A 23,412-nucleotide genomic window follows, 5' to 3' on the forward strand; every position below is an offset into this window, starting at 1 on the left:
ACTTTGTATATTCTACAAGAAAGCCTATTTTCCTTTGAAGAACTGCAAAAATTAGAGTCAAAAGAGAAATTACCTATCTTTTTTAGCTCGCTTGATTTACGCCCTTATGCTAAACAGTTGAGAAGTTCTTCACCCCGAGGGGCTGACGGTCATTCCAGAGAAGGGATTCTAAGGGCTCTCATCGCTGCCCCACTCGAAGGCATCGACACCTTTACCGCCCTTCATCATCGATTGGATAAAGACCTTCGTTTCCGTTATCAATGCGGTTTATCGATTGATCGCCCCGCACCGTCTATCTCCACTCTCAGCCGGGTTTTTGCGGCACTTACCAAAAAAAAGCTGGCTGAAAAGATCTTCCTTGACTTGGTACAGTTAGCTCAGGAGGAAGGAATAATTGACGGCAGCCACCAGGCCATCGACAGTGCCGCCATTGATGCCTATGAAAAGAAACAGCCCAAAAAGCGTAGTGAACAAACGGGTAATGCCAATTGGGGCGCAAAATATGATTCCTTCGGCAATAAAATTACCTGGTTTGGCTATAAGATGCATCTTTCAGTCGATACCGCAAGCGAACTGCCAATGGCCATAAAAGTAACCCCTGCCCATGTGAACGATGGAGAAGTCGCACCAGAATGAATAGAGCAAGTGGCAGAGCGTACCAAATCCAAAATTGAATTTCTGATCATGGATGGCGGATATGACCAACTAAAAAACTATGAATCAGCCAAAAACATTGGAGCGCAAGCCATTATCCCGCTCAATTTGCGCAACGAAAAAGAGCCTCCTGAAGGGATTTCTTCCAATGGAACTCCGCGTTGTTCCATGGGTTATGAAATGACTTATTGGGGAGCTGATAAGGACCAGCTCAAGTTCAGATGTCCTCACGCAACCGGCAAAGTGGATTGCCCATTAGGAATGGCAGCCTGTTCATCTTCCAACTATGGAATGGTGGTAAAAGTCGACATCAAAAAGGATGTGCGCCGATATTCCAATCCGCACCGTGATACAAAACGTTGGAAAGAGCTTTACAACGAGAGGACAAGTGTAGAACGCTGTAATTCAAGAATGAAAAGCTACCTTACGGCGAACTCCCTACATGTATGGGGAATTGAAAAAGTAAAGACCCATATTTACCTGAACGCTATTGTATTACTTGTTTCAGCGCTAGCGATGGCAAAGGAAAATAAAGGGAAGAAAGCCGCTTAAAAAAATTCAATGTGAAAAATTGCTGATCATCGTTCCTGTTGGAATCGTTCTTCTGTTAAAAATAATTGCAGGCGGTGTGTTGAGAGATTGTCCACATTTTCATATCGGGAATAAACGAATAGGAACGTTATATGAATGTAAATAGTCATTTTTGAAATAAAAAAGGGCGGAATGGAAACTTCCGCCATCATCAAGAATACTTATGAATTGAATGACTTTTCATCGATTTTTCCATTCAAGCAATACTTCCAGCAAATGGAGAAAGATTTTTTGATTTTCAATGCTCTGTGTTTGTAAGCGAGTAATGATTTGGGACAGTGTGTATTCTTGAGAGTTAGGATTTGGGTGGATTGAACGAAAGAGGTCTTCTAAAGAAATCTCCAGAGCCTTAGCAACCTTTTCGATGCTTTCCAGAGTGGCATTCTTTTCACCTCTTTCCAATTGTCCTATATATGTAGCGTGTAGATTGGCTATATCAGCTAATTCTTCCTGGCTCAATCCCTTTTCTTTTCGAAAAGTTCGAATCCGCTCTCCAATAATCCTTGGCAATTCACTCATATTTTACCACCTCTTAGGTAACTGTAGCTTTAATCATTAAGCTTCCCAAGATACCATGGATATTCAAAATAAATTATGATATACTATAAATAGTATTTTCTGGGAAGGGACGAGATGCCTATTTTATGTAGCAACCATGTCGAATGACGTCGAAATGACTAGAATTTAGGCATATCCGCCCATGATTTTGTTCTTAAATATCTTGATCCAAAATGGAATTTCAAATGATGGTATAGGTGCAATTTATTTTGGTCCCAAAACAATCAGAATTCTTTTAAGGACAGCATAGAGATGCTGTAAGAGTGTCGGAATGATGTCTAATGAATGGGCAAGTGTAAGGATATGAAGTTGAATTTGATGGGCGGGAAAATGACGGCGCCAATGAAAAGACGGTTATAGTTGTTCTGTGATCGTGACTTCATTAAGTCACGGATAAAATGATGGATGAATTTTTTCTTCTTTTGCCCCCCTTCTTTTTAATTTTCGCTAAAACTCAAGAGAATTTTTCTTTTCTTATCGAAGCAATAGGTTTAAAATGATCAAAGTATAAAAAATAATTTCTGGAATAATAAGGGGATTGCTAATGCAATGAACCATTTTGCAAAATCATTGAAAGTTCATTACGGACAGTCACTATTGTAAGACGATGCCAAACAGTCAAAAATCTTAATAAAAGAAAGGGTAAGGGCTTAAAATAATTGGATTAAAGGAAGAACAATGATAAAACGAAAGTTCATGTATGCATTTATTTTGTTGTCTTTGTCAATCGTTTTGGTGGTGAATTACTATTCGTCTTTGGAATCGTTATGGATGCTTATCTTGATCCCTGCTGTTACGACCGTCATCTTATGCCCAACGTGGAAAGCAGCCATAACGGTTGGATTTTCAAGCTTCATTTTGATGGTGATAACCGAATTTGTATTTCATCGGGTACAACCTTCATTTCGGGATGCGGTTCATCTTATGATCACAGGAGCAGTGGAATGGATTATATTCATGACGGCTTCTTTTTTTCAAATCAGAACTGCAAAGATGATCGCGGAATTGGGAAATCTTGCATTAACAGACCCGCTCACTAAAATTTATAATCGCAGATATTTAGATTTGAATTTGGAAAAGAGCAGTTTGTTTCAAAACAAAGAAGAGTCGATGACGTTGATCTTGTTTGATATCGACTATTTCAAAGCCATTAACGACACATTTGGCCACAATGCAGGAGATATGGTCTTAAAAAAAGTATGTAGAGTCGTTAAGGAAATCATTCGTGAATCTGACATATTTGTTCGAACGGGTGGAGAAGAGTTTCTGATTTTTTTGCTAGATTGTTCATTAGAACAAGGCATTAAACTCGCCGAGCGCATTCGAAAGACAGTGGAAGAGACGGATTTTGTATATAAAGACAAACAGATATATGTAACGATCAGTGTGGGGGTCTCAGAATACAGCAAAGAGAAAGACTTGAAAGAGTTTATGGAGAAAGCGGATAAGGCTTTGTATCAAGCAAAAGAAACGGGACGCAACAAAGTGGTTGTCATTTAAAAAAGAATGATTTTGAAAAAATGTTGAGATTGGAATCTTTGGAAGGGTAGTCAAATGATCTCCCATCTTTTTTTTCTGTAAAAAGACGGGTCAGAAGGTAGACCGAAGTGGATAGTCTTACTTCTCGAAATTTCTTTGAGAATACGTTAGAAGTATGGGCAAAACGTGAGAATCGTGTTTTCTGAATGAGAAAGTATTAGGAAATGGCTTTTTCTTTTCATTTGGTCGAAAAACATTTCCGGAGAATAAGCATCCTGTATTTTTGAAATATTCGATTATTATGTAATCTACAAAGACATGTTGCCTTTTTAAAAATATGGCAAATAAATTATAACAGTATATGGAAGAAAATAAAAAGAGAAAGTACTCGTTCATTTGTGCGGTCAACTGCAAAAAAGATCTCGAATATGGTCGAAAAGGCTGGCTCCAACCGAGTCAGCTTTTTTCTAAACATAGGTATCGGTAGTTTTTTACTGATCTTTTCTGAAGATGATGCTTCTTTTTGTCGTTTTTTCGAAAAATTCTAACGAAATCTGTTTTCAATGGTACAATATAAAAAACAAATGATTTACACGGCACGTTCGAAACGCTGACAGGAATTTTGATTAAAGAAGCAAAAGAAATCGTCAGATGGTTCATGGACAGTCCCCATTCTTTAAAAGTTTCGGAGGTGTTTTCGGGTGAAGATACGGCGGGAAGGGGTCAAAGAATTATGGAAGCGCTTTATTTTTGAAAATGAATTAGATGATGAACTTTCTCCCATAGTGAAAGAGTCATGGATTCGATCAAAAAAATGGAAAGTCAACCCTTTTCAACCGTTCGGTCCTATCAAAAAAATCGAAATCGAACGATATCAATCTCTTATTGATTGGGCCATGCCATTAATGGAAGGGCTTTATTCCATCGTAAAGGGTTCCGGCTTTTTAGTCATCCTTTGCAACGAAAAAGGTCAGCTGTTAAAATCGATCGGTGACCCGGACACGTTGTTAATGGCTGAACAAATCGGTTTTGTGGAAGGAGCCGATTGGAGCGAACAATCCGTCGGCACCAATGCGATTGGCACATCCATTGTCATGGATCAGCCCATTCAAATTGTTGCAGAGGAACATTATTCCGAAATTTGTCAATCTTGGACTTGTTCCGCTGCGCCGATCCATGATGCAAAAGGCAATATTATCGGCGTATTAAATGTATCCGGTCCTTATGAAAAAGTGCATCCTCACACATTGGGAATGGTTGTTTCAGCGGTTAAAGCGATAGAGTATCAAATGGCATTGAATGAAAATGCGGAAAAAAATAGTATGATGCAGAGATTTCTTGAAGCGACCACCAACAATATGAAAGAAAGCATTCTTATCACCGACACGGAAGGAAACATTATTAAAGCGAACGAACAACTGAAGAAAATGATGAATCTTGACCCATCCGGTTTGGAAGGAAAAAAGATCCAAGAACTTTTTAAAAATCAAACGATCGTTTCCAATGGTCCCATCTATCTTCAAAATGAAGAACTGCATGTTGCAGTCCGGCCATCAAGAAAAAACTATCATGTTATGGTTGATAAAATCCCCATTTATAAAGACAAACAATGGATCGGTTCGATGATCATGATGAAAGAAATTCATAAAGTGCGTCAATTTGTGAATCATTTATCCGGAAATCAAGCCAAAATTACATTCGATGATATTATTGGGCAGCATCCCCTTTTTATTCAAAAAATTCAAGAAGCGAAATTAGCGGCAAGGACGGATTCAAACGTTTTAATATTGGGAGAAAGCGGAACGGGGAAAGAAATGTTCGCACAAGCCATTCATCATGAAAGTGATCGAAGAAACAAACCGTTCATTGCCATCAACTGTGGTGGAATTCCCCGTGATCTTCTGGGCAGTGAATTATTTGGCTATGTCGACGGTGCTTTTACCGGGGCCAAAAAAGGAGGAAGTGCGGGGAAGTTTGAACTGGCTGACGGCGGCACTCTGTTTTTAGATGAAATAGGAGAAATGTCTTTGGAAATGCAGGTTCTTCTTTTACGGGTTATCCAAGAAAAAGAAGTGATGCGGATCGGCGGCCATAAAGTCATACCGGTAGATGTCCGAATTATCGCCGCTACGAACAAAAATCTTCGCGAGGAAGTCCAAAAGGGGAGCTTTAGAGAAGATTTATTTTTTCGGCTCCATGTCATGCCCATCACCTTGCCGCCTTTACGAGAGAGAAAAGAGGATATCCCGCTTCTGGTCCGCCATTTTATTGATAAACTGAGCAAAAAATTAAACAAGCCGTTTCCGGACATCAGACCGGATTTTTTGCAAGCACTACTTCAATACGATTGGCCGGGGAACATACGAGAATTGCAAAATATTATAGAAAGAACGTTAAATCGACAGACAAAGCCGGTTTTATCGGCAAAAGATTTGCCGGAGGAAGTGTTCCATCTGTTTTCCGGGCAAAAAGAAGAAAAGTCGTTCATGCATAAAGAGGATATAAAAAAACAGGCCATTCTTCAGGCGTTATGCCTATTTCATGGAAATGTCACAAAAGCAGCCAAGCATTTAGGCATTTCCAGAAGCACGTTTTACAGACAAATGAGAAAATTTCACATTACTTATTAAAGCAATTGTTTCATTTTGTATCAAATTGTTTCAATATGTTGCAACAAAGTGTTCCATTTTGGAACACTTTTTTTGAAAAACAAGAGTGAAAACGAATATCAAGGAAAAATCGTTTCCACTTATTTTAGGAAAAATAATAAAATAATTCTGATTTTTCGAAAATATGTGTTTTTTTCTTATTTTTTGGCACATTTATTGCACTATCAACCAATGAAAGCGTTTTATTTCCGCAAAGGAGGAGAGCAAGTTGACGATTTCCAGGGAACATCTTATTTGGATGTATGAAACGATGTACAAGATTCGTTATTACGAGGACAAAATGGCAGAAGCTTATGCCGAAGGAAAAAATCCTGTCTTTAATATCGGTGCAGGGCCTGTACCGGGTGAAATGCATCTGGCAACAGGGCAGGAACCGGCCGCAGTTGGTATATGTATTCATTTAACAAAAGAAGACACTGTTTCGTCTCCACATCGTCCGCATCATCATGCCATCGCAAAAGGGGTTGATTTGAACAGAATGACAGCTGAAATTTTTGGAAAAGCGACTGGGCTCGGAAAAGGCAAAGGCGGACACATGCATTTATTTGATCCGAATGTGAAATTTTCTTGCGGAGGAATTGTAGGCGCCGGCATTCCACATGCATTGGGGGCGGCCCTTGCAGCGAAGAAAAAAGGAACGGATTCCGTAGCGGTGGCTTTTATTGGGGAAGGAGCTGCCAACCAAGGGGCTTTTCATGAGTCATTAAATATGGCGGCATTGTGGAATTTGCCTCTTATTGTTGTCATTGAAAACAATCAATACGGAATTTCTGTTCCAAAGTCATCATCCACATCCGTTTCCTCCAACGCTATAAGAGCCGCCGCTTATGGAATTCAGGGATATTATGTGGAAGAGAATGATCCGATCGAAATGTATAAAGTGTCAAAAGAGGTGGTAGAAAAAGCAAGAAAAAATGGAGAACCAGCCATCATTGAAATTGAAACGTACCGTTATTTAGGACATTTCCAAGGAGATCCTGAAGTTTACAGAGATAAAAACGAAGTGACTTTACTGAGGGAAAAAGATCCGATTGTCCGAATGCGCTCCATCTTATTGACAGAACACGGAATAGAAGACATGCAGCTGGCGGAATTGGAACAAAGAGCGAAACAAGAAGTCGATGCTGCTTATCAGTTCGCGCGTGAAAGTGAATATCCTGAACCGGAAGATGCTTTAAAAGACTTATTTGTCTAATAATGGAAAGAAAGGAGCGATCCAAAATGCAAAAAACAAAACAGCGTTTGTTATCAGGAAATAAAGCAGTGGCAGAAGCGATTCGGTTAGAGTTGGAAAGAGATCCGAACGTGTTTGTGATGGGAGAGGACGTGGGCGCATACGGAGGGATATTTGGAGCAACGGAAGGATTATTTCAAAAGTTTGGTCCCGAAAGAATCATGGATACACCGATTTCTGAAACCGCTTTTATCGGAGCGGCCGTTGGAGCTGCTGCAGATGGAATGCGGCCGATCGTTGAATTAATGTTCGTCGATTTCTTTGGTGTTTGTATGGACCAAATTTATAACCATATGGCCAAAATTCCGTATATGTCAGGCGGTCGAATCAAGCTTCCGATGGTGCTGATGACCGGTGTCGGCGGAGGATACAACGATGCTGCTCAGCATTCCCAAACATTATACGCCACTTTTGCCCATCTGCCGGGAATGAAAGTGGTGGCGCCTTCGACTCCGTATGACTTGAAAGGCTTGATGATTTCCGCCATCCGGGACGATAATCCGGTCGTCTTTATGTTTCATAAAACATTGCAAGGACTGGGCTGGATGGATCAATTGGACGCATCCGTCGGACATGTCCCGGAAGAAGCGTATACAGTTCCGATCGGCAAAGCCAAAGTGGTAAGAGAAGGAACCGACATCACAATTGTGGGCATTCAAATGACGGTTCATCACGCTTTAGAAGCAGCGAAAAAGTTGGAGCAGCAAGGAATTCAGGCAGAAGTCATCGATTTGCGTTCGCTCGTACCTTTAGATCGCGAAACGATTCTTCAGTCGATTAAAAAGACACATCGCTTATTGGTCGTTGATGAAGATTATTTATCATACGGCATGACTTCAGAAATTGCAGCCATTGCGGCAGAAGACGGTTTATATGATTTGGATGCACCTGTCAAAAGATTGGCCGTTCCGGATGTGCCGATTCCATACAGCCGTCCACTTGAACAATTTGTTTTGCCGAATGCCGATAAAATTTTTCTTGAAGCCATCAAGCTAGTAAATGAATAAAATGGATTTTCCATACAGGAGGTAGCCATGTCAATCTCAGTTCAATTGCCTCGACTATCCGATACTCATGATGAAAGTTTGATCACCTTTTGGCATGTTTCAGAAGGGGATGAAGTCAAAAAAGACGATACGATCGTGGAAGTTCAAACCGAAAAAGCCGTTTCGGAAATTCAAGCTCCGGAGTCAGGGATCATAAAAGAAATCAGGAAAAAAAGAGGAGACACTGCCGCCATCGGGGATATATTGGCCATCATTGAAACCGTCGAAGAAACGGTTCAGTCTGATTCAAAAGAGGAACAGCAAAAGTCTCTACAAGACGTTCATGTAGAGAAAAAAGCGACTCCGCGCGTCAAAAAGTTGGCGAAAGACCTTGGAGTGGATTGGCGTCTTGTCACGCCCACCGGTCCTAACGGTAAAGTCACGGAAGAAGATATTAGGAACGCAGTACAAAAAAGCACCGATGAAAAGCCGTCCAACCGATTCTTTATCGCGGCTCCGTCTGTACGCAAATTTGCCAGAGAACACAATGTGAACCTTGAGGAAGTGACTCCGAGCGGGCCAAACGGAAGAATCGTAAAAAGTGATATTGAAGCGGTCTTGGCCAATCGAAAATTACAACAGGCAGAGGCGGAACAGGAAGCGGCGGCCGGCAAGGAAACAACGAATGAAGAAGTCATCCCGCAAGGCCAACGAAGAATACCGCTTTCCGGCATACGAAAAGTGATCGCAAAAGCCATGGTTCATTCGAAGTCCGTCATTCCGCATGTTACTCATTTCGACGAGGCCAATGTCACAAAGCTTGTTTCCCACCGCCAAAGGGTAAAACCGTTTGCAGAAGAAGAAGGCATCAAATTGACGTATTTAGCTTACACAGTTAAAGCATTAACGGCCGTTCTTAAAAAATACCCGATGCTTAATGCTTCGTTGGACGATGAACGCGATGAAATCATTTTGAAGGATGAATACCATATCGGTTTTGCAGCGGACACCGATCATGGTCTTGTCGTTCCGGTCATTCGACATGCAGACAAAAAGTCGTTGTTTCAAATCGCCAAAGAGATCCAAGAACTTGCGAAAAAAGCAAGAGATGGATCGATCAAAGCCGATGAAATGACAGGAGCCACTTGCACAATATCCAATATCGGATCGGTAGACGGTTCTTGGTTTACTCCAATTATCAATCATCCGGAATCATGTATTTTAGGCATTGGCAGAATGGAGAAAAAACCGATCGTAGTTCATGATTCGATTGACATTGCTTCGATGATGGCTTTGTCCCTCAGCTACGACCATCGCCTGATCGACGGCGTTTTAGCACAAAAAGCTTTAAATGAACTGAAAAAATATTTAAGCGAACCGGATTTGTTATTTGTTCAGTAAATACTTCATTCGTAGTTCTAAAAAATTGAAGTTTCATCAATAAAAACAGAAACAGCGGAATGACATTTTCACAAAGGTTTAGTGGGCTGTTGTTCTTCATGCTCATTGAAAGGGAGACATATATCTTTTCATCTATGAAACAACTAAAATTTTTCACGGTTTTCCAGCAACATTTCTTGTTTATATTGAATAAACAAAGGGGGCGTTACTTTTGAAAACAATCGAAAACGCTTATTATACTCATGAAGTTCACGGTGATTATGAAATCTTTGAACTGGGAGACTTTCAGTTGGAAGAAGGAGGCACTATTCGAGACTGTAAATTGGCCTACAAAACGTTCGGCAAGCTGAATGAAGCGAAGGATAATGCGATCCTGTTTCCCCACATGTATTCCGGAACCCACAAGGCGATGGAAATTTATATCGGAGAGGGGATGGCGTTAGATCCAAGCAAATACTTCATTATTCTACCGAATCAGCTTGGCAATGGTTTATCCAGTTCACCTCACAATACTCCGTTTCCATTTGGCCGAGGGGATTTTCCCAAGGTGAGGATCAGCGATGATGTCCGGGCTCAACATAAACTGGTCACCGAAAAATTCGGAATCAACACTTTGCAGTTGGTGGTCGGTTGGTCCATGGGAGCTCAGCAGACCTATGAATGGGCGGTGCGGTATCCGGAAATGGTGAAGCGAGCGGCCCCGATTGGCGGGACGGCTAAAAATACACCTCACGATTTTCTTTTTACCGAAACTTTAATCGAGGCAATCACTTCTGACCCTTGCATTTCAAGACGGATGGTATGAAGATCATCAACAAGTCCACCGTGGTTTGCGCCGCCACTCCCGAATTTGGGCAGTGATGGGGCTATGTACCGAGTTTTACAAGCAGGAACAGTGGAGTCGTCTCGGCTTCTCATCTTTAGACGACTTTTTGGTGGGATACTGGGATAATTGGTTTTTGCCGATGGATCCAAACAACTTGCTGTGTATGGCATGGAAATGGCAGCAGGGAGATGTGAGCCGCAACACTGGCGGAGACTTGAAAGCGGCTTTGGAACGGATTCAAGCGAAAGTATATGTGATGCCGTTTGAAGAAGACATGTTCTTCCCTGTCCGAGACTGCAAAGCCGAACAAGAGATGATTCCTAACAGCGAACTGCGAGTCATTCCCAGCTTGTGGGGACACTTCACCATGATGGGATTTTTTGAAGAAGACAAAAATTACATCGATGCCCAGCTGAAGAACCTTTTGTCTACACCCGTTTGAGAACGGCTGCAGAGCGGATTCTAAACAAGGTCATATAGTATGGCCGAAAGTTGAAGAACCAGAGCAAAACCGGCTCTGGTTCTTTCTGATGTAAAGGTCAGGGGAAACCACCTCTCTCTCAAAAAAAACTGTTTGAATAAAGGAATGGAATAAAAATGACTCATTAATGAAATGCACTTCTGTCAATGTAGTCAACAATGTTTGTCCAGTTGCTTTGGCATAATCTGTTTTCGATAAAAATTAATCATCTGGACAAAATAAGGGAGACGAAAAATGAGTAAAAGATGTGTGATGTGAATAGCGAACGAAAGAACGTTTCTATTATCTAAAAGTGTAAAACCTGATATCATCCCTTTTGTTTTCCATGAAACGTATGTTGCTGTCCGATGTTATTTCGTTTGTTTTAACTCCATTCTGTTCAACGTTTCTTGTTGAAGGGTCTAAGTCCATAGAGATTGCTCCGCTTTTGACAGATGTGAATTGGGAGAGAGTTCCATTCTTTGTTGGCATCGTATGTAAACGGTGCTTGAATTTTTTCCATTTGAATGGATGTGAAAAATAACAATGGAAGAATCATTCTTGCAGACATGATTTTGAAACATCCTAACCTAAACAACGAATTTACACAAAAGGTGTTGTTGCTTGATGATCAACAAAAAGTTCGTCCTATGGTGTATCTTGATCATAGGTTGTTCGGTTGCTCTGTCGTTTATTTGTACAGTTTTCGTAAAAGCGAACGATTTGAATAGAGGCCGAAAGTTTTATGAAGAACACGGAAAAGCCATTTGGGAAATACCGACCAAACAAAAAGTCATTGCATTGACATTCGATGATGGACCTAGTTCAAAATATACTCCGCAAATTCTGGATATTTTAAAACAATATCATGCTAAAGCAACCTTTTTTGTGGTGGGGACCTGTGTAAAAGCTCATCCTGATGTAGTGAAACGAGAAATTTTGGATGGACATGAATTAGCGAACCATACATACCATCATTCCGTTTTTAGGGGGCTTAGCGAGGAAGAAATTAGAAATGAATTAAGAAAAACAAAACAAACGATTACGCAACTGACTGGATATTCTCCTAAATTGTTTCGCCCGCCAGGAGGTTATTATAATGAAACCATTATTAATGTTTCGAACCAAGAAGGTTATACGGTTGTGATGTGGTCGTGGCATCAAGATACGTATGATTGGAAAAAACCGGGCGTTCATAATATTGTAAAAAAGGTTTTATCTAACGCCCGAAATGGGGATATTGTCTTATTTCATGATAACGGCGGAGACCGTCGTCAAACGATTGAAGCACTAAAAAAAATTTTACCGGAACTTCAAAAAAGAGGATATAAATTTGTGACCGTATCAGAATTACTACAAATGCATCCAAAGTATAGATATCTTGACTGGACGTCAGGATAAAGAATGAGTCGGAGGACGGAAACGTCGCTAATCCGCACTCAAATTTTATTAAAGCAAAATTCATGTCCACGGCTCTCGACTGCAAACCTTTTCTAATAGTGTACTGTTATAAAGATTACATGCGGAAGAGAGCCACAAAACCATTATTCTTGAAAAGACATTTTATTATTTAACTCATGATTGAATTCATCCATCGAAAGAACTTCCATACGATGATCATAAAAAGACCATATCCAAAAAAAGAATAGGAATGTTTCCATTGATTATGATGAACAAACCACCCGAATGCTTCTGATTGTTTTTCAACAAATGACATTGCTAGACTTGCCATGATGATAAAAGCCCCTTTTTTCCAAATGTTTAACTTTTCCATAAAATATAGAACCTGAATCCGTGACAAAACATCTTTACAATGGTCGCAAACCGTTGATACGATAAGGAAAAACGACGTTGACGATTCTTCATCAAGTAGGTGATGTGATGAAAGATTTCCCGATTCGGTTTGTATTGACAGATGAAGCGATTACCCCAAGTGCTGGGCTTGCTCTCGTTGGCTACTTACTCCATCGAACGAAACTGGATAAACGGGTAAACGCACTTCGGCTTCCAACGGTTCGTCGAGAAGTGCACATTTCCCATAGCGATGTCATTCGCTCGATGATTGGCTTGCTTGCCACAGGAAAAACGGATTTCGATCATATCGAAGCGTATCGTCAGGACGATATCTTTTCGGCATCGATGGGGATTCAGCACGTGCCTTCCTCTCCAACCTTGCGACAACGACTCGATCAGCTCGCTTGTCTTCCGATGACCGAAACGATTCTTTGGGAGGAGTCCATACGTCTGTTGATTCAACGACATGCCACTTTGTCCCCTTGTTGGACCAAAGGAAAGACGACATGGCTTCCCCTTGATATAGATGGTTCCCCATTTGACAACTCCGATACGAAAAAAGAAGGAGTCAGTCGAACGTATAAAGGATTTGACGGTTTTACACCGTTGTTTGCGTATGCAGGGAAGGAAGGGTATCTCGTTCATGCCGAGTTGCGTCCAGGGAAACAACATGTGCAAGACAACATGCCCTCGTTTTTAGTCACCGCTATCCGTCGAGCTCGTCAACTGACTTCATCTCGTCTGCTTGTTCGCATGGATGCAGGAAACGATGCAGAAGCGAATGTGCACGTATGCCTAAAGGAAGACGTGGACTTTGTCATCAAGCGAAACTTACGCCGAGAATCGAAAGCGCTTTGGTTCCAGATCGCTTCGCAAAAGGGCAAACGTGTCGATGATGGACAAAGCGAAGGAGTACAAACCTATGAGCTATGCCTTCCACAGAAGGCAGCGATCGATGGAAACACGTATACGTACGTTCAAGTCACCCAAGTGACGGAACGGACGATGGAACGCAATGGACAGCTGATGCTCGTTCCTGATTATGAAGTGGAAAGCTATTGGGTGCGGCTCAAAGGATACGAGCATGTTCGAATGAGCGATGTGCTCGCGTTGTATCATGACCATGCGACATGCGAACAGTTTCATAGCGAACTGAAGAGCGACTTAGATTTAGAGCGGCTTCCATCTGGGAAGATGAAAACGAATGCGCTCGTGTTGGTCATGGGAGCCTTCGTTTACAATCTTCTTCGTCTGATTGGACAAGATCTATTAAGCGATCCGAGACATCCGTTGCACCACAAAGTGAAACGCCGCCGCATCAAGACGATTATTCAGACGGTGATCACGATGGCAGGGCGACTCGTCCGTCGATCACGACAGATCTGGATGAAACGGACGCGAAGGAGTGGCTATAGCGAGCCCCTACTGAACGTCTATCAGAAATGGAGAGAGGCAAGATAACGAACGAATGTTCGGGCACTGATGTCCAACGTCACTCCCTGTGCTTTTTTGTCTATTTTTTTGGTTCGTATACCTAAAAAAGAGATTTGTTCCATTTTCGGAAATAGAGATGACATAGGTCATAAGCATAAAAAGGGTTTTATGGATTATCAATCCATCAAAATTACAACAAAATCAAAGTCGATTTCAATTCATCACGGATTCAGGTAGAAAACAAAAGGTGAAAATGGCTGAATAGGGTCTTAACGGAAAGCTGTACCACTCGTTTCCGACAAAATAAAGATCCAAATAAGTTCCTATCCATGAGGCGAACAAAGCGGTCAAAATATAGGCAGCAATTGTTTTGCTTTTAACGGAAAATGGCTTTCTTCGCGATAACCGCAAGTTCCATTTTTTCGATCGTTTCACAATATTCATCGGCAATCTCCCCGTTTATTTCTTCATCTAGCTTGTTGAAATAATCCGTAATCGTCCAGTCATGGAACCAATCTCCAATGTCTGCTTTCTCATGTGAAACGTTTTTCCATGCGTACTCTAATCTTGGACTATAGATTCGAGGGACCCCTTTTTGTATTTGGCCGTTTTTCATACGGCGTCGATAGGGCCGGCCCGGAATCGATTCACGAACGTCATGAAATAGGTGGGGCCAGTAATCTTTGCGAGATCCAGTGTGAGGGCAAGAAACGGCCCAACGAATGAACGTGTCTACCCCCTCTTTATTATAAAAAAGCAAGGAATATAACCGTTTTCCTAATAAAATCCGTTCATGAAGGGAATCGAAACGTTGCAATGTTTGCCCCATAAGACCGATACTTCGCTTCTCATTTTCTTTATAGTAAGGAAACAAAATATGGTTTAATCGAAGAAAATCTTGAAGCTTAAACTCTATTGTATGAAAGACGTTTTTTTGAAAAAGGGCATTTTGAATGACTCGCTTTTCTAAATAGCTTTGTTCATTTATGACAAGAGCAATGGCGAGAATATAAGGGTCACGATATTTCCAAAAGTGGTTCCAGATCGTTTCCATAAAAGTGGAGACATGAAAAAAAAGGGAGAAGGGAAAAAAGCGGTTTTTTTCTTTTTATGCTTTCTTCATAAAGCAAAAACTGCGGGTATATATCTTGAAAAATAAGCCAATTTCCACGTTCCAAAAAGGAAAAGAAAAATTGTTGTTCCTGTTCCGTTAATAAATGGGACAAGAGATCACCTTTTAAGTCAGTCATATTCCAACCGCCGTTTCTGGAAACCATATGTCCCAAAAACGCCCAATGAATTTCCGGATGACGCAAATAAACATCCAAGTAGCTTTTCGTTCTGGTGATATTGTTTTGATTTTTGATTTCGGTTTGGATGAGTATTTGTTGGATGAGTTTTCTTTCCTCTATCGTTAAATCAGATTCATTTACCGCGGCCATTTTGAAACCTTTGCCCTTTTTCTTTAACTCCTCATTGATTTCAAGAAGAAATGGGGGTGTATTCCGTTTTTTCTTTTTCTTTATCAGCCCCAAAATGTCTACCCCTCCCTCAACAAAACATTTTGTTAAATGAAAGGGATGGCAAGTGTGACGTTTAGCGTTCCAAACGAAGTCCACTGAGTCTTGAATACATGGAAAATAGATAATCTAAAGAGGTCATACCAATGGAAACGAGATGTGTATATGATCATCTTATTACGTGCTTTGAAAATAAATGATGAAGACTTTATGAAAGCACTGCCGGCAAAATTCGAAAATAAAGAAATAAGGCAAACAGGAATTAAGAAACGTAACTGAGTGGGCAGAAGGGTAGGAAGCGTAGATCAGGCGAAAAACGTTCATCGCAAAATGGGAGGGCAGGACCAAAACAAGAACGAAGATCATTTTTTTAGTCATCGTTGTCAATAAATGGATAAGGATGTTTAGCTTTCCCGTGAAAGGGTATTTGAAATGCAGTTCTTAGTGATTTAGGTTAGAGCGTTTTTATTGTTTTTCCGGAATTCAGCTATGGGGAAAGTTTACATCATTTGGATTAAAAATAAAAAAATGGAAATTATGTATGAATAATAAACTTGCACAGCTGCATGCAGGGTGGGCAGTGATTACTCCCTTGAAGAAAGGGGGGTATCACTGATGATGACGGTTTCCGATGCGTTGACGTTAATGATTTCGTTTGCGGCCTTAATCGTTGCCGTCATTTCTGTGTCGAAAGACAAAAAGTAACCCACCCTGCCGAGCCTAAGTAAGGGTGGGTCATATCCGCGAATACGAGGGCCACTGCACTTCTTGCAGTAAGCTGTGTATGTTAGGGCATTGGTGACCGCCAATGTCTTTTTTATGTGCGCCCGGCATGTACATGAACTATAGGGTGTAAGTCCCGAACCCCGAAGACAGAAGTAGAGGTTAGCCAAGAGCAAGGGTGTCCGTGGTGACGCGGAATCTGAAGGAAGCTGGAGGCAAAACACCGGTCCGAGGAACACGAACCTCATATAAGGCTAGGTATGATGGAGTGAGTTTGCATAACAAAACAAAGCCCTTTCTGTCGAAGGTCATATCGAGTAAATGAGGCGGATAGATGGTGTGAAAGTGCATGTACTTACCCGGGGAGGTCTGGCGGATATGTGAAGTGCTCTTCATAACCTACTTAGTGATAAGTAGCTGAACCGTCAGAAGTCAGCAGAGGTCATAGTATTAGTTGGTCTAGAACAACTAAGAAGGACCGAACAATTAAGAGAGAATAGCCCTTGGTATTCAGTGAGTCATGATGAACACAGAAAACGTAGTACCTCACTTGAGGGAGGAAGCGGTGAATCCCGTGGGAGACCTCTTGGAGGGTGGAGTGACCACTGGCATAAAGAGAACAGCTATTCACGGAAGTTATAAAGACTTGCGTCAATTATCTTAATTGAACCGCCGTATACGGAACCGTACGTACGGTGGTGTGAGAGGACGGGAGTTAATCGCTCCCTCCTACTCGATTTTATGCTATTCCATTTTATTATAATCATAAAACAGGAAAGATGACAAGAAATGACGCAGGTGAGGATGAATCCGTTTGTATAGAAATTTTCGCTGTAAAAATAAAGGAATTTTCAACTTTTGAAGGATTTTAATTAAATCGCGATAAATCCAAAGTCAAGTAGAAGGAATTTTTTTCGTTATATATCGCTTTGTGGTGCTGTTGATCGTGATAATTGAAAAAACAATATTCAAAAAAGATTGACAAATAAAAAGCAAGCAGAGTTGAATCGGGCATTATTGGAATGGAAGGTTCTTTTCTTTCGCAACCAAAAAATCACGAGTGAACAGCAGCGGACGTTTGCTCGGCTGTGGGGTGAATTAGAAGTTCATCCATTTTATCCTGTTGAAGAAGATCAATCTGAGGAGATTGTTCGCTTTTCCAAAGGGAAGAAAGAAACTGGAAAAGAAAATATTTGGCATACGGATGTCACTTTTCGCCCCAATCCTGCGAAAGCAGCGATATTAAGATTAATAGAAGTTCCTCCTGTCGGGGGCGACACGTTATGGGCAGATATGGCCGCTGCATATGATAATTTACCTGACGAAGTGAAGGAGCGTATTGATCACCTTACTGCCATTCACGATTTTACTCCTGCTTTCAGCGATTTATTGACACCGGAAGAGTTAGCGGTTCAACAAGAAAAATTTCCGCCTGTTGAACATCCGATCGTTCGAACCCATCCGGAAACTGGACGGAAGACTTTGTTTGTGAATCCATCGTTCACGACTCGAATCGTAGGTCTGGACCCTGATGAGAGTGAAGAGCTGCTTCAGTATTTGTTCCGTCAAGCTCACATTCCTGAATATCAGGTGCGTTTTCGTTGGGAAAAGGACTCCATCGCTTTCTGGGATAATCGTGCAACCCAACATTATGCGGTATCGGACTATTATCCAAATCCGCGTAAGGCTGAACGCGTTGCAATCGTTGGGGATCGTCCATATTAAGCAATATCATTGGAACAACGAATGGAACCTTTTTAGGTTCCATTCGTTGTGTTCTGATCACAATATCATGCACGGATTATTTCAACAAATGCGAAAAAAGTTTGACCAGGTCCGATTTTCAAGCTCAAACCGAAGCGCCAAGAACAAGATTTATCGCGATTGCACATGTATTATGGTACCCTTCTTTGTAAAGGCATCAATGTGATGAAAATTTCATAATATCCTTTCATGATATGTACTTCTGAAAAAGGGAGGTGAAACGTTTATGAGTTGGATTTTGCTTTTATTAGGAATTCTTTCGGAGGTTTTAGGCACAACTTCAATGAAAATGTCAGCAGGATTTACGAAGCTCATTCCTTCTGTACTCATGTTTGTATTTTATGGAGCCAGCCTTACGTTAGTTACATTGGCACTGAAAAAGATAGATGTAAGCATCGCTTATTCCATATGGTCCGGACTTGGTACTGCGATTATTGCCATCATAGGCATTTTATACTTCAAAGAACACTTTTCTTTCTTAAAGATGGTGGCCATCTTAATGATTATTGCCGGTGTGATTATCTTAAATGTCAGTGGAGAAGCGCATGGAAAAGAAGTCTCTTCAGTCCCTTCATCGAATCTACATATAAAATAATGAAAATGGCGAACAGGAATGGTCACTGTTCGCCTTTAAATTATCCAACATACCTTTGCAAGATTCGATCGACGGAAGCTCCGTATGTTTCTCCAAACAGATTCAGGTGAACGAGCAAGTAAAACAGTTGATACAGCTCTTTTCGATCCTCATATTCCGGAGAAAGTGGCTGAATTTCGTTGTACGCGCGATAAAAAGCATTTGGAAATCCGCCAAACAGTTCCGTGAAGGCAATATCCATTTCTGAATGCCCATAAAATACTGAAGGGTCAATGAGATAAGGAATTCCATGTTCGCCTGCCATCCAGTTTCCGCCCCAAAAGTCGCCGTGCAATAAAGATGGCTTACATGTAGGTGGGAGCCATTGATCAAGCGACTGTAACAATGCTTCCATTTTCTTTCGTCTATATGTTGGCATTCTTCCTTTTTGTTTTGCCAATTGAACTTGCGGAAGAAGCCGCCGTTCCCGAAAATAATCGATCCAGTTTTCATATTGTCCGTTTTTTTGAGGAAGACGGCCAATGAAGCTATCTTCGGCTAATCCGAAATACTGACCGTAACATTGATGAAGGCGAGCTACTGCCTGACCTAGCAAAACCGCAGTTTGATCCGTTTCTTCACCTTCAATCCATTCAAGCAACAGCAAACCATAAGATCCGTCTTCGGCTTCCACGCAATGATATACTTTTGGAACACGAACGACATTCGTTTGCCTCAGCAATTCAAGACCGGCTGCTTCACTTTGAAAAAAGCGAGGAGGAATACGCTCATTGATTTTGGCAAAATAGGAACGATGTTCACTTCTTACATAATAGGCAGCGTTGATATCGCCGCCGGATACGCTTTTGCATTGGACGATCGCTGTTTTGTCGCCGATTTGATCAAGCGCTTCTCGTAAAATCGAAGAAAGGTTCATACTACTATCTCCTTTCATTGTGGCAAACTAGTGAAACGAATCATAGGGGGTGTATGGATCGAAAGGGTATAAGAGATTGAATTTTCGATACTCGTTAAAAGCAAAGGTGTTGAGAACGAATCAAATAGCTTGTAATTTATTATATATCAGAAAATCTTTTTATAGAGTTCATAGGAACATATGCTTGTCATATTGAAACATTTACTGCATTGGGATAAATTTAAGAAATTACAGTTTGGATGAAGCATCTTTATCCAAAGAGACTGATACGAATCAGAATCATCCAACAAACTCCGAACTCGAAATTAGAGTTCGGAGTTTTCAATCCATGAAAGGCAATCTGACGATGAAAGTGGTGCCTTTGCCTGGTTGGCTTTCTGCTTCTATTGTGCCGCCATGGGCTAATATGAATTCCTTGGCGATAGCGAGCCCCAATCCCATACCGCCCCTGTTGCGTGTTCGCGCTTCATCTATACGGTAAAACCGATTGAAAAGTAGAGGACGTTTTATCTTTTTACTCATTATTCCTACGTGAATTTGGCCTAAAAATCATGGAAAGAAAGCATATATAAATTTATCCCCCTAACCATCACGATGACGGAAGGGGGAATGGAACACCAAGTTTTCTTTCTTAAGTTTATACTCTATTATTTTGCTGGCAAAGTGTCTTAATAATGCTGGACACGAAAAGTGTTGCCAATTGTCTTGTTGAAAAATGATAGATCTAAAACATCTGTTGTAACATTCATGAAGAGAATATCGGCTTTGTTGCCCCAGAATACAACCTTATTTTCCTTCATTGATTTTAACTGGTTGTGCTCTGAAATTGGTGGATAGTTGATCATTCGTCATAAACATTACAAATAATAATTTCAGCAGCGCTGGAATAAGACTCCACACAAAGGTATGGGCAATGGAAGATGACAACGCTGATGTGATTTTATCAAGCACTGGTTCTGGAATGTGGGAGCGCGTGTCCGGCGATAGTATCGCTCTTGGATCTTTGAAATTCAAGTTTTGTGGTGCTTGCGACATGCCACTGAATGTGTCCGTTAAATTATGTTTAAAAAGATTTCTTTGAATAATTCCAAACACCGTGACCCCAATCGTCATTCCAAGCGAACGCAAAAAGGAATTGGTTGAACTGGCCGCCCCACGATCTTTATGCTGAAAATGGTGGATAGCCGCCATACCTAAAACGGAAAAAGAAGCGCCTACCCCTAATCCGGTTATAATCATATACAAGGTAATCATAAGGCGAGAAGTATGGACTGTTATTGTGCTTAATAGAAACATGCCGATAATGAAAATCGATGTAAAGATGATCATGACGTTTCGATAACTCATTTTATTGGCTAAAAAACCGCCTAATTGAGCGGATACCGTCGTCGCCAACATCATCGGCAGCAAAACCAGCCCTGAATTCGTTGCTGAACCGCCGATCACTCCTTGGATAAAAATTGGAATGTACACGGTGGCAACTATATAGGTAGCTCCGGAAAAGAACCCTACAAGATTGCTTGCTACAAACAAACGTTTTCTAAACATATGATAGGAAATAATGGGTTCTTTTGCCTTTGTCTCCACATAAAGAAACAGCAAAAATAAAACAGCGAAAGCGGAAAATAAACCGATGATGACTTTGGAGCTCCATTCATATTGGTTTCCGCCCAGTTCAAGAGCAAACATTAGGCAAATGATCGCGGGAACGAGTGTAACGACTCCCCACCAATCAATTTTTTGCTTCGCATGAACAGGCGATTCGCGGTAAAAAAAGGTAACGAAAAAGAACGATAGAAGACCAATAGGGATGTTAATATAAAATACCCAGCGCCAATCGAAGTAATCCGTGATATAAGCGCCAAGCAATGGTCCGAATATGCTCGACAAACCAAATACCGCTCCAAAAAAACCCCCCATTTTTCCGCGTTTTTCAGGCGGAAAAAGATCAAACATAATGGCAAAGGCAATAGGAACTAACGCACCGCCGCCAATTCCTTGAATCGCTCGAAAAAGGCTGAGCTGAACAATGTTTTGGGCAACGCCGCATAACATCGAACCGGTTAAAAACACGATTAGCCCAAAAATGAAAAACCGTTTTCGGCCATACATATCCGAAAGTTTTCCAAAAATCGGCATCCCAGCCATCTCGGCCACCATATAAGCGGATGTTACCCAAACAAATTTGTCCAGTCCTCCAAGATCCGCTACAATGGTCGCCATAGCCGTTGCCACAATGGTGTTATCGATTGCCGCAACGAAAATTCCTAATAATAAACCTGCCACAACCCACGCTATGTTCGTTTCTTTCTTTTTCACCGAAAGCCACCTCCCCTTAAATGGAACGATTCGATTCTATACTTTTTTACTATCTATTACAATCGCTTTTTCATCTTGTTGAAAGCTGGTTTGATATTCTACTAGGTCAATCTCACAACCTGGACCAATCGTTACTTCTTTTCCTCTGACGACTTTTGCTTTCGTGTATTCTAAATAAATGTCATCTCCTTCAATGCTTTCTGCAACGAGCTTGGCGGAATCATGTCTAAATCGTTTTAGAAAATTGATGACATTAAATGCTTTGCTTTTGGTGACGCGAATGACTTCTCCGCCAATTTCTTCAATACGGCTATCCTCAAAATGAAGATAGAGAGATACTTTTTCTGCATTTAACGTTCTGCCAATGGCGACGGCTCCTTTTAAGGAAATAGAATCGGCTTCACAATCGTTTTCAATCTTCAATTCGCCATAACCATGAATATGTCCTCCGACTAAACGTTCTTTTATATGAACGGCTCCACGAAGGTTTAAATCTTTCAACGTGACATGACCTTCTATATCGGCTTCTCCAAAAATCTTGATGGATTCTGCCTCTACATTTCCCTTCATATTTGCCTGACCGAAAATGTCAATCGTTTTTGCCTTGACGAACCCGTTCGCATCGGCGGTTCCAAACACTTTCCATTGAACGCAATGCAAGTCTCCATTAATGGTGCCTTCTCCGCGAATTTTTACTTTGTTGAAAGTTCCTCCAGAAGTAATACCAGTACCGGTCACCGTTAAATGACGCAGCGTATCATTTTCCACTGTCGGTCTCCCTCCTCTATAATTTTTTGCTGGTTTTGACTTTTGATCTTTTATCGCATTGAAAATGATTTTTATATTCCACAAATTCTATGTCGCAGCCAGGACCAAGTATCACTCGGTTTCCTCTCACTACTTTTGCTTTTGTATTCTCCAAATAAATTTCGTCTCCTTCAATGCTTTCAGCGTTTAATACGGCATTGAAAAACCACTTTTTAAAAAAAATCCTTCTTTGTTTTTTCACTTCAATGTTCTCGCCGCCAATTTCTTTTGCCTGACAATTTCCAAACAACTGAATTTGAATGTTTCCTGCATTTAATAATCCACCGACACGGAAACTCCCGTTTGTTTCAAATACTTCTGATGCACAATCACCTGAGATCGTCGCTCCGCCGTGAATACGCAACTCTTCCGCTGTTACATTTCCTTTCACTTTTCCGCTTCCGTTAAAACGAACTTCTTTGCACTCCACATCTCCGACAATGCTAGCTTTGCCCTGGATTTTTATCTTCTCTGAGTGCAGCGCTCCGTGCATATTCGCTGTCCCGGCAACATAGGTTGTTTCTGATTTCACATTGCCATAAATTTTGGCATTTCCTTGAATGTTCAATTCGATACAATCAAGATCGCCTTGCAATTCACCATTTCCGGAAATTTTTACAAGGTTGTAATTTCCGCCGGAAGCATTTCCGAAACCTGCGATCACTAAATCCTGTCTTTCCAC

16 protein-coding genes and 4 pseudogenes are annotated in these 23,412 nt (G+C 41.1%); 13 read left to right on the forward strand and 7 right to left on the reverse strand.

Annotation, left to right across the window (positions count from 1 at the left end; all coding sequences use genetic code 11):
• The first annotated feature begins 3 nt into the window (after window positions 1–3).
• A pseudogene (locus tag N1I86_RS09770) lies at window positions 4–1,206 on the forward strand (transposase).
• 219 nt (window positions 1,207–1,425) lie between these two features.
• Here N1I86_RS09770 and N1I86_RS09775 read toward each other — a convergent pair.
• On the reverse strand, window positions 1,426–1,764 hold the full coding sequence (locus tag N1I86_RS09775) for a helix-turn-helix domain-containing protein (RefSeq protein ID WP_003353068.1): 339 nt from the start codon (window positions 1,762–1,764) through the stop codon (window positions 1,426–1,428).
• Window positions 1,765–2,481: 717 nt separating this feature from the next.
• Between N1I86_RS09775 and N1I86_RS09780 the strand changes: the two genes are divergently transcribed.
• The 9 genes from N1I86_RS09780 to N1I86_RS09820 all read left to right on the forward strand — a co-directional run bounded on the left by N1I86_RS09780 (window position 2,482) and on the right by N1I86_RS09820 (window position 14,113).
• Window positions 2,482–3,303: a GGDEF domain-containing protein gene (locus N1I86_RS09780; protein WP_341096071.1), complete on the forward strand. Its 822-nt coding sequence runs from the start codon at window positions 2,482–2,484 to the stop codon at window positions 3,301–3,303.
• Window positions 3,304–3,983: 680 nt separating this feature from the next.
• Window positions 3,984–5,912, forward strand: a complete 1,929-nt coding sequence (locus N1I86_RS09785; RefSeq protein WP_341096072.1) for a sigma-54-dependent Fis family transcriptional regulator — start codon at window positions 3,984–3,986, stop codon at window positions 5,910–5,912.
• A 247-nt stretch (window positions 5,913–6,159) separates the two neighbouring features.
• Entirely contained in the window at window positions 6,160–7,146 is a 987-nt protein-coding gene (locus N1I86_RS09790; protein ID WP_003353065.1) for a thiamine pyrophosphate-dependent dehydrogenase E1 component subunit alpha, read from the forward strand.
• A 26-nt stretch (window positions 7,147–7,172) separates the two neighbouring features.
• Window positions 7,173–8,192, forward strand: a complete 1,020-nt coding sequence (locus tag N1I86_RS09795) for an alpha-ketoacid dehydrogenase subunit beta (protein ID WP_003353064.1) — start codon at window positions 7,173–7,175, stop codon at window positions 8,190–8,192.
• A 27-nt stretch (window positions 8,193–8,219) separates the two neighbouring features.
• Window positions 8,220–9,572 carry a dihydrolipoamide acetyltransferase family protein gene (locus N1I86_RS09800; RefSeq protein ID WP_270584064.1) on the forward strand — a complete coding sequence of 451 codons (1,353 nt, stop codon included), beginning with the start codon at window positions 8,220–8,222 and terminating at the stop codon, window positions 9,570–9,572.
• 211 nt (window positions 9,573–9,783) lie between these two features.
• Complete coding sequence (locus tag N1I86_RS09805; RefSeq protein WP_341096073.1) at window positions 9,784–10,377, forward strand: alpha/beta fold hydrolase; 594 nt, start codon at window positions 9,784–9,786, stop codon at window positions 10,375–10,377.
• Window positions 10,378–10,432: 55 nt separating this feature from the next.
• Window positions 10,433–10,840: a hypothetical protein gene (locus tag N1I86_RS09810; protein WP_341096075.1), complete on the forward strand. Its 408-nt coding sequence runs from the start codon at window positions 10,433–10,435 to the stop codon at window positions 10,838–10,840.
• A 645-nt stretch (window positions 10,841–11,485) separates the two neighbouring features.
• The gene (locus tag N1I86_RS09815; protein ID WP_003353058.1) at window positions 11,486–12,259 is read left to right on the forward strand and encodes a polysaccharide deacetylase family protein; all 774 of its coding nucleotides are present in this window, start codon (window positions 11,486–11,488) and stop codon (window positions 12,257–12,259) included.
• A gap of 480 nt (window positions 12,260–12,739) precedes the next feature.
• A complete protein-coding gene (locus tag N1I86_RS09820; RefSeq protein ID WP_341030492.1) occupies window positions 12,740–14,113 on the forward strand; it encodes an IS1380-like element ISGsp2 family transposase in 1,374 nt (457 codons plus the stop codon).
• Between the two features lie 349 nt (window positions 14,114–14,462).
• Here N1I86_RS09820 and N1I86_RS09825 read toward each other — a convergent pair.
• Window positions 14,463–15,621, reverse strand: a pseudogene (locus N1I86_RS09825) (DUF2515 domain-containing protein).
• Window positions 15,622–16,221: 600 nt separating this feature from the next.
• Between N1I86_RS09825 and N1I86_RS09830 the strand changes: the two are divergent.
• The 3 genes and pseudogenes from N1I86_RS09830 to N1I86_RS09840 all read left to right on the forward strand — a co-directional run bounded on the left by N1I86_RS09830 (window position 16,222) and on the right by N1I86_RS09840 (window position 18,688).
• Window positions 16,222–16,311, forward strand: a complete 90-nt coding sequence (locus N1I86_RS09830; RefSeq protein WP_244878026.1) for a putative holin-like toxin — start codon at window positions 16,222–16,224, stop codon at window positions 16,309–16,311.
• 1,005 nt (window positions 16,312–17,316) lie between these two features.
• A pseudogene (locus N1I86_RS09835) lies at window positions 17,317–18,054 on the forward strand (TauD/TfdA dioxygenase family protein); the annotation flags it as partial.
• A gap of 265 nt (window positions 18,055–18,319) precedes the next feature.
• Entirely contained in the window at window positions 18,320–18,688 is a 369-nt protein-coding gene (locus N1I86_RS09840) for a DMT family transporter (protein ID WP_003353044.1), read from the forward strand.
• Between the two features lie 40 nt (window positions 18,689–18,728).
• Here N1I86_RS09840 and N1I86_RS09845 read toward each other — a convergent pair whose 3' ends face one another.
• From N1I86_RS09845 to N1I86_RS09865, 5 genes and pseudogenes are all read right to left on the reverse strand, one after another.
• Window positions 18,729–19,604 carry a fructosamine kinase family protein gene (locus N1I86_RS09845; protein WP_341096078.1) on the reverse strand — a complete coding sequence of 292 codons (876 nt, stop codon included), beginning with the start codon at window positions 19,602–19,604 and terminating at the stop codon, window positions 18,729–18,731.
• 321 nt (window positions 19,605–19,925) lie between these two features.
• Window positions 19,926–20,105 (reverse strand): annotated as a pseudogene (locus N1I86_RS09850) (ATP-binding protein); the annotation flags it as partial.
• Window positions 20,106–20,390: 285 nt separating this feature from the next.
• Window positions 20,391–21,923, reverse strand: a complete 1,533-nt coding sequence (locus tag N1I86_RS09855) for an MDR family MFS transporter (RefSeq protein ID WP_341096080.1) — start codon at window positions 21,921–21,923, stop codon at window positions 20,391–20,393.
• 36 nt (window positions 21,924–21,959) lie between these two features.
• A complete protein-coding gene (locus N1I86_RS09860; RefSeq protein ID WP_327796764.1) occupies window positions 21,960–22,691 on the reverse strand; it encodes a polymer-forming cytoskeletal protein in 732 nt (243 codons plus the stop codon).
• A 16-nt stretch (window positions 22,692–22,707) separates the two neighbouring features.
• On the reverse strand, window positions 22,708–23,412 hold the full coding sequence (locus N1I86_RS09865) for a polymer-forming cytoskeletal protein (RefSeq protein ID WP_341096081.1): 705 nt from the start codon (window positions 23,410–23,412) through the stop codon (window positions 22,708–22,710).

The organism is Bacillus sp. FSL W8-0116, assembly GCF_038003825.1.
In the GTDB taxonomy this organism is placed as follows: domain Bacteria; phylum Bacillota; class Bacilli; order Bacillales; family DSM-4216; genus Bacillus_O; species Bacillus_O smithii.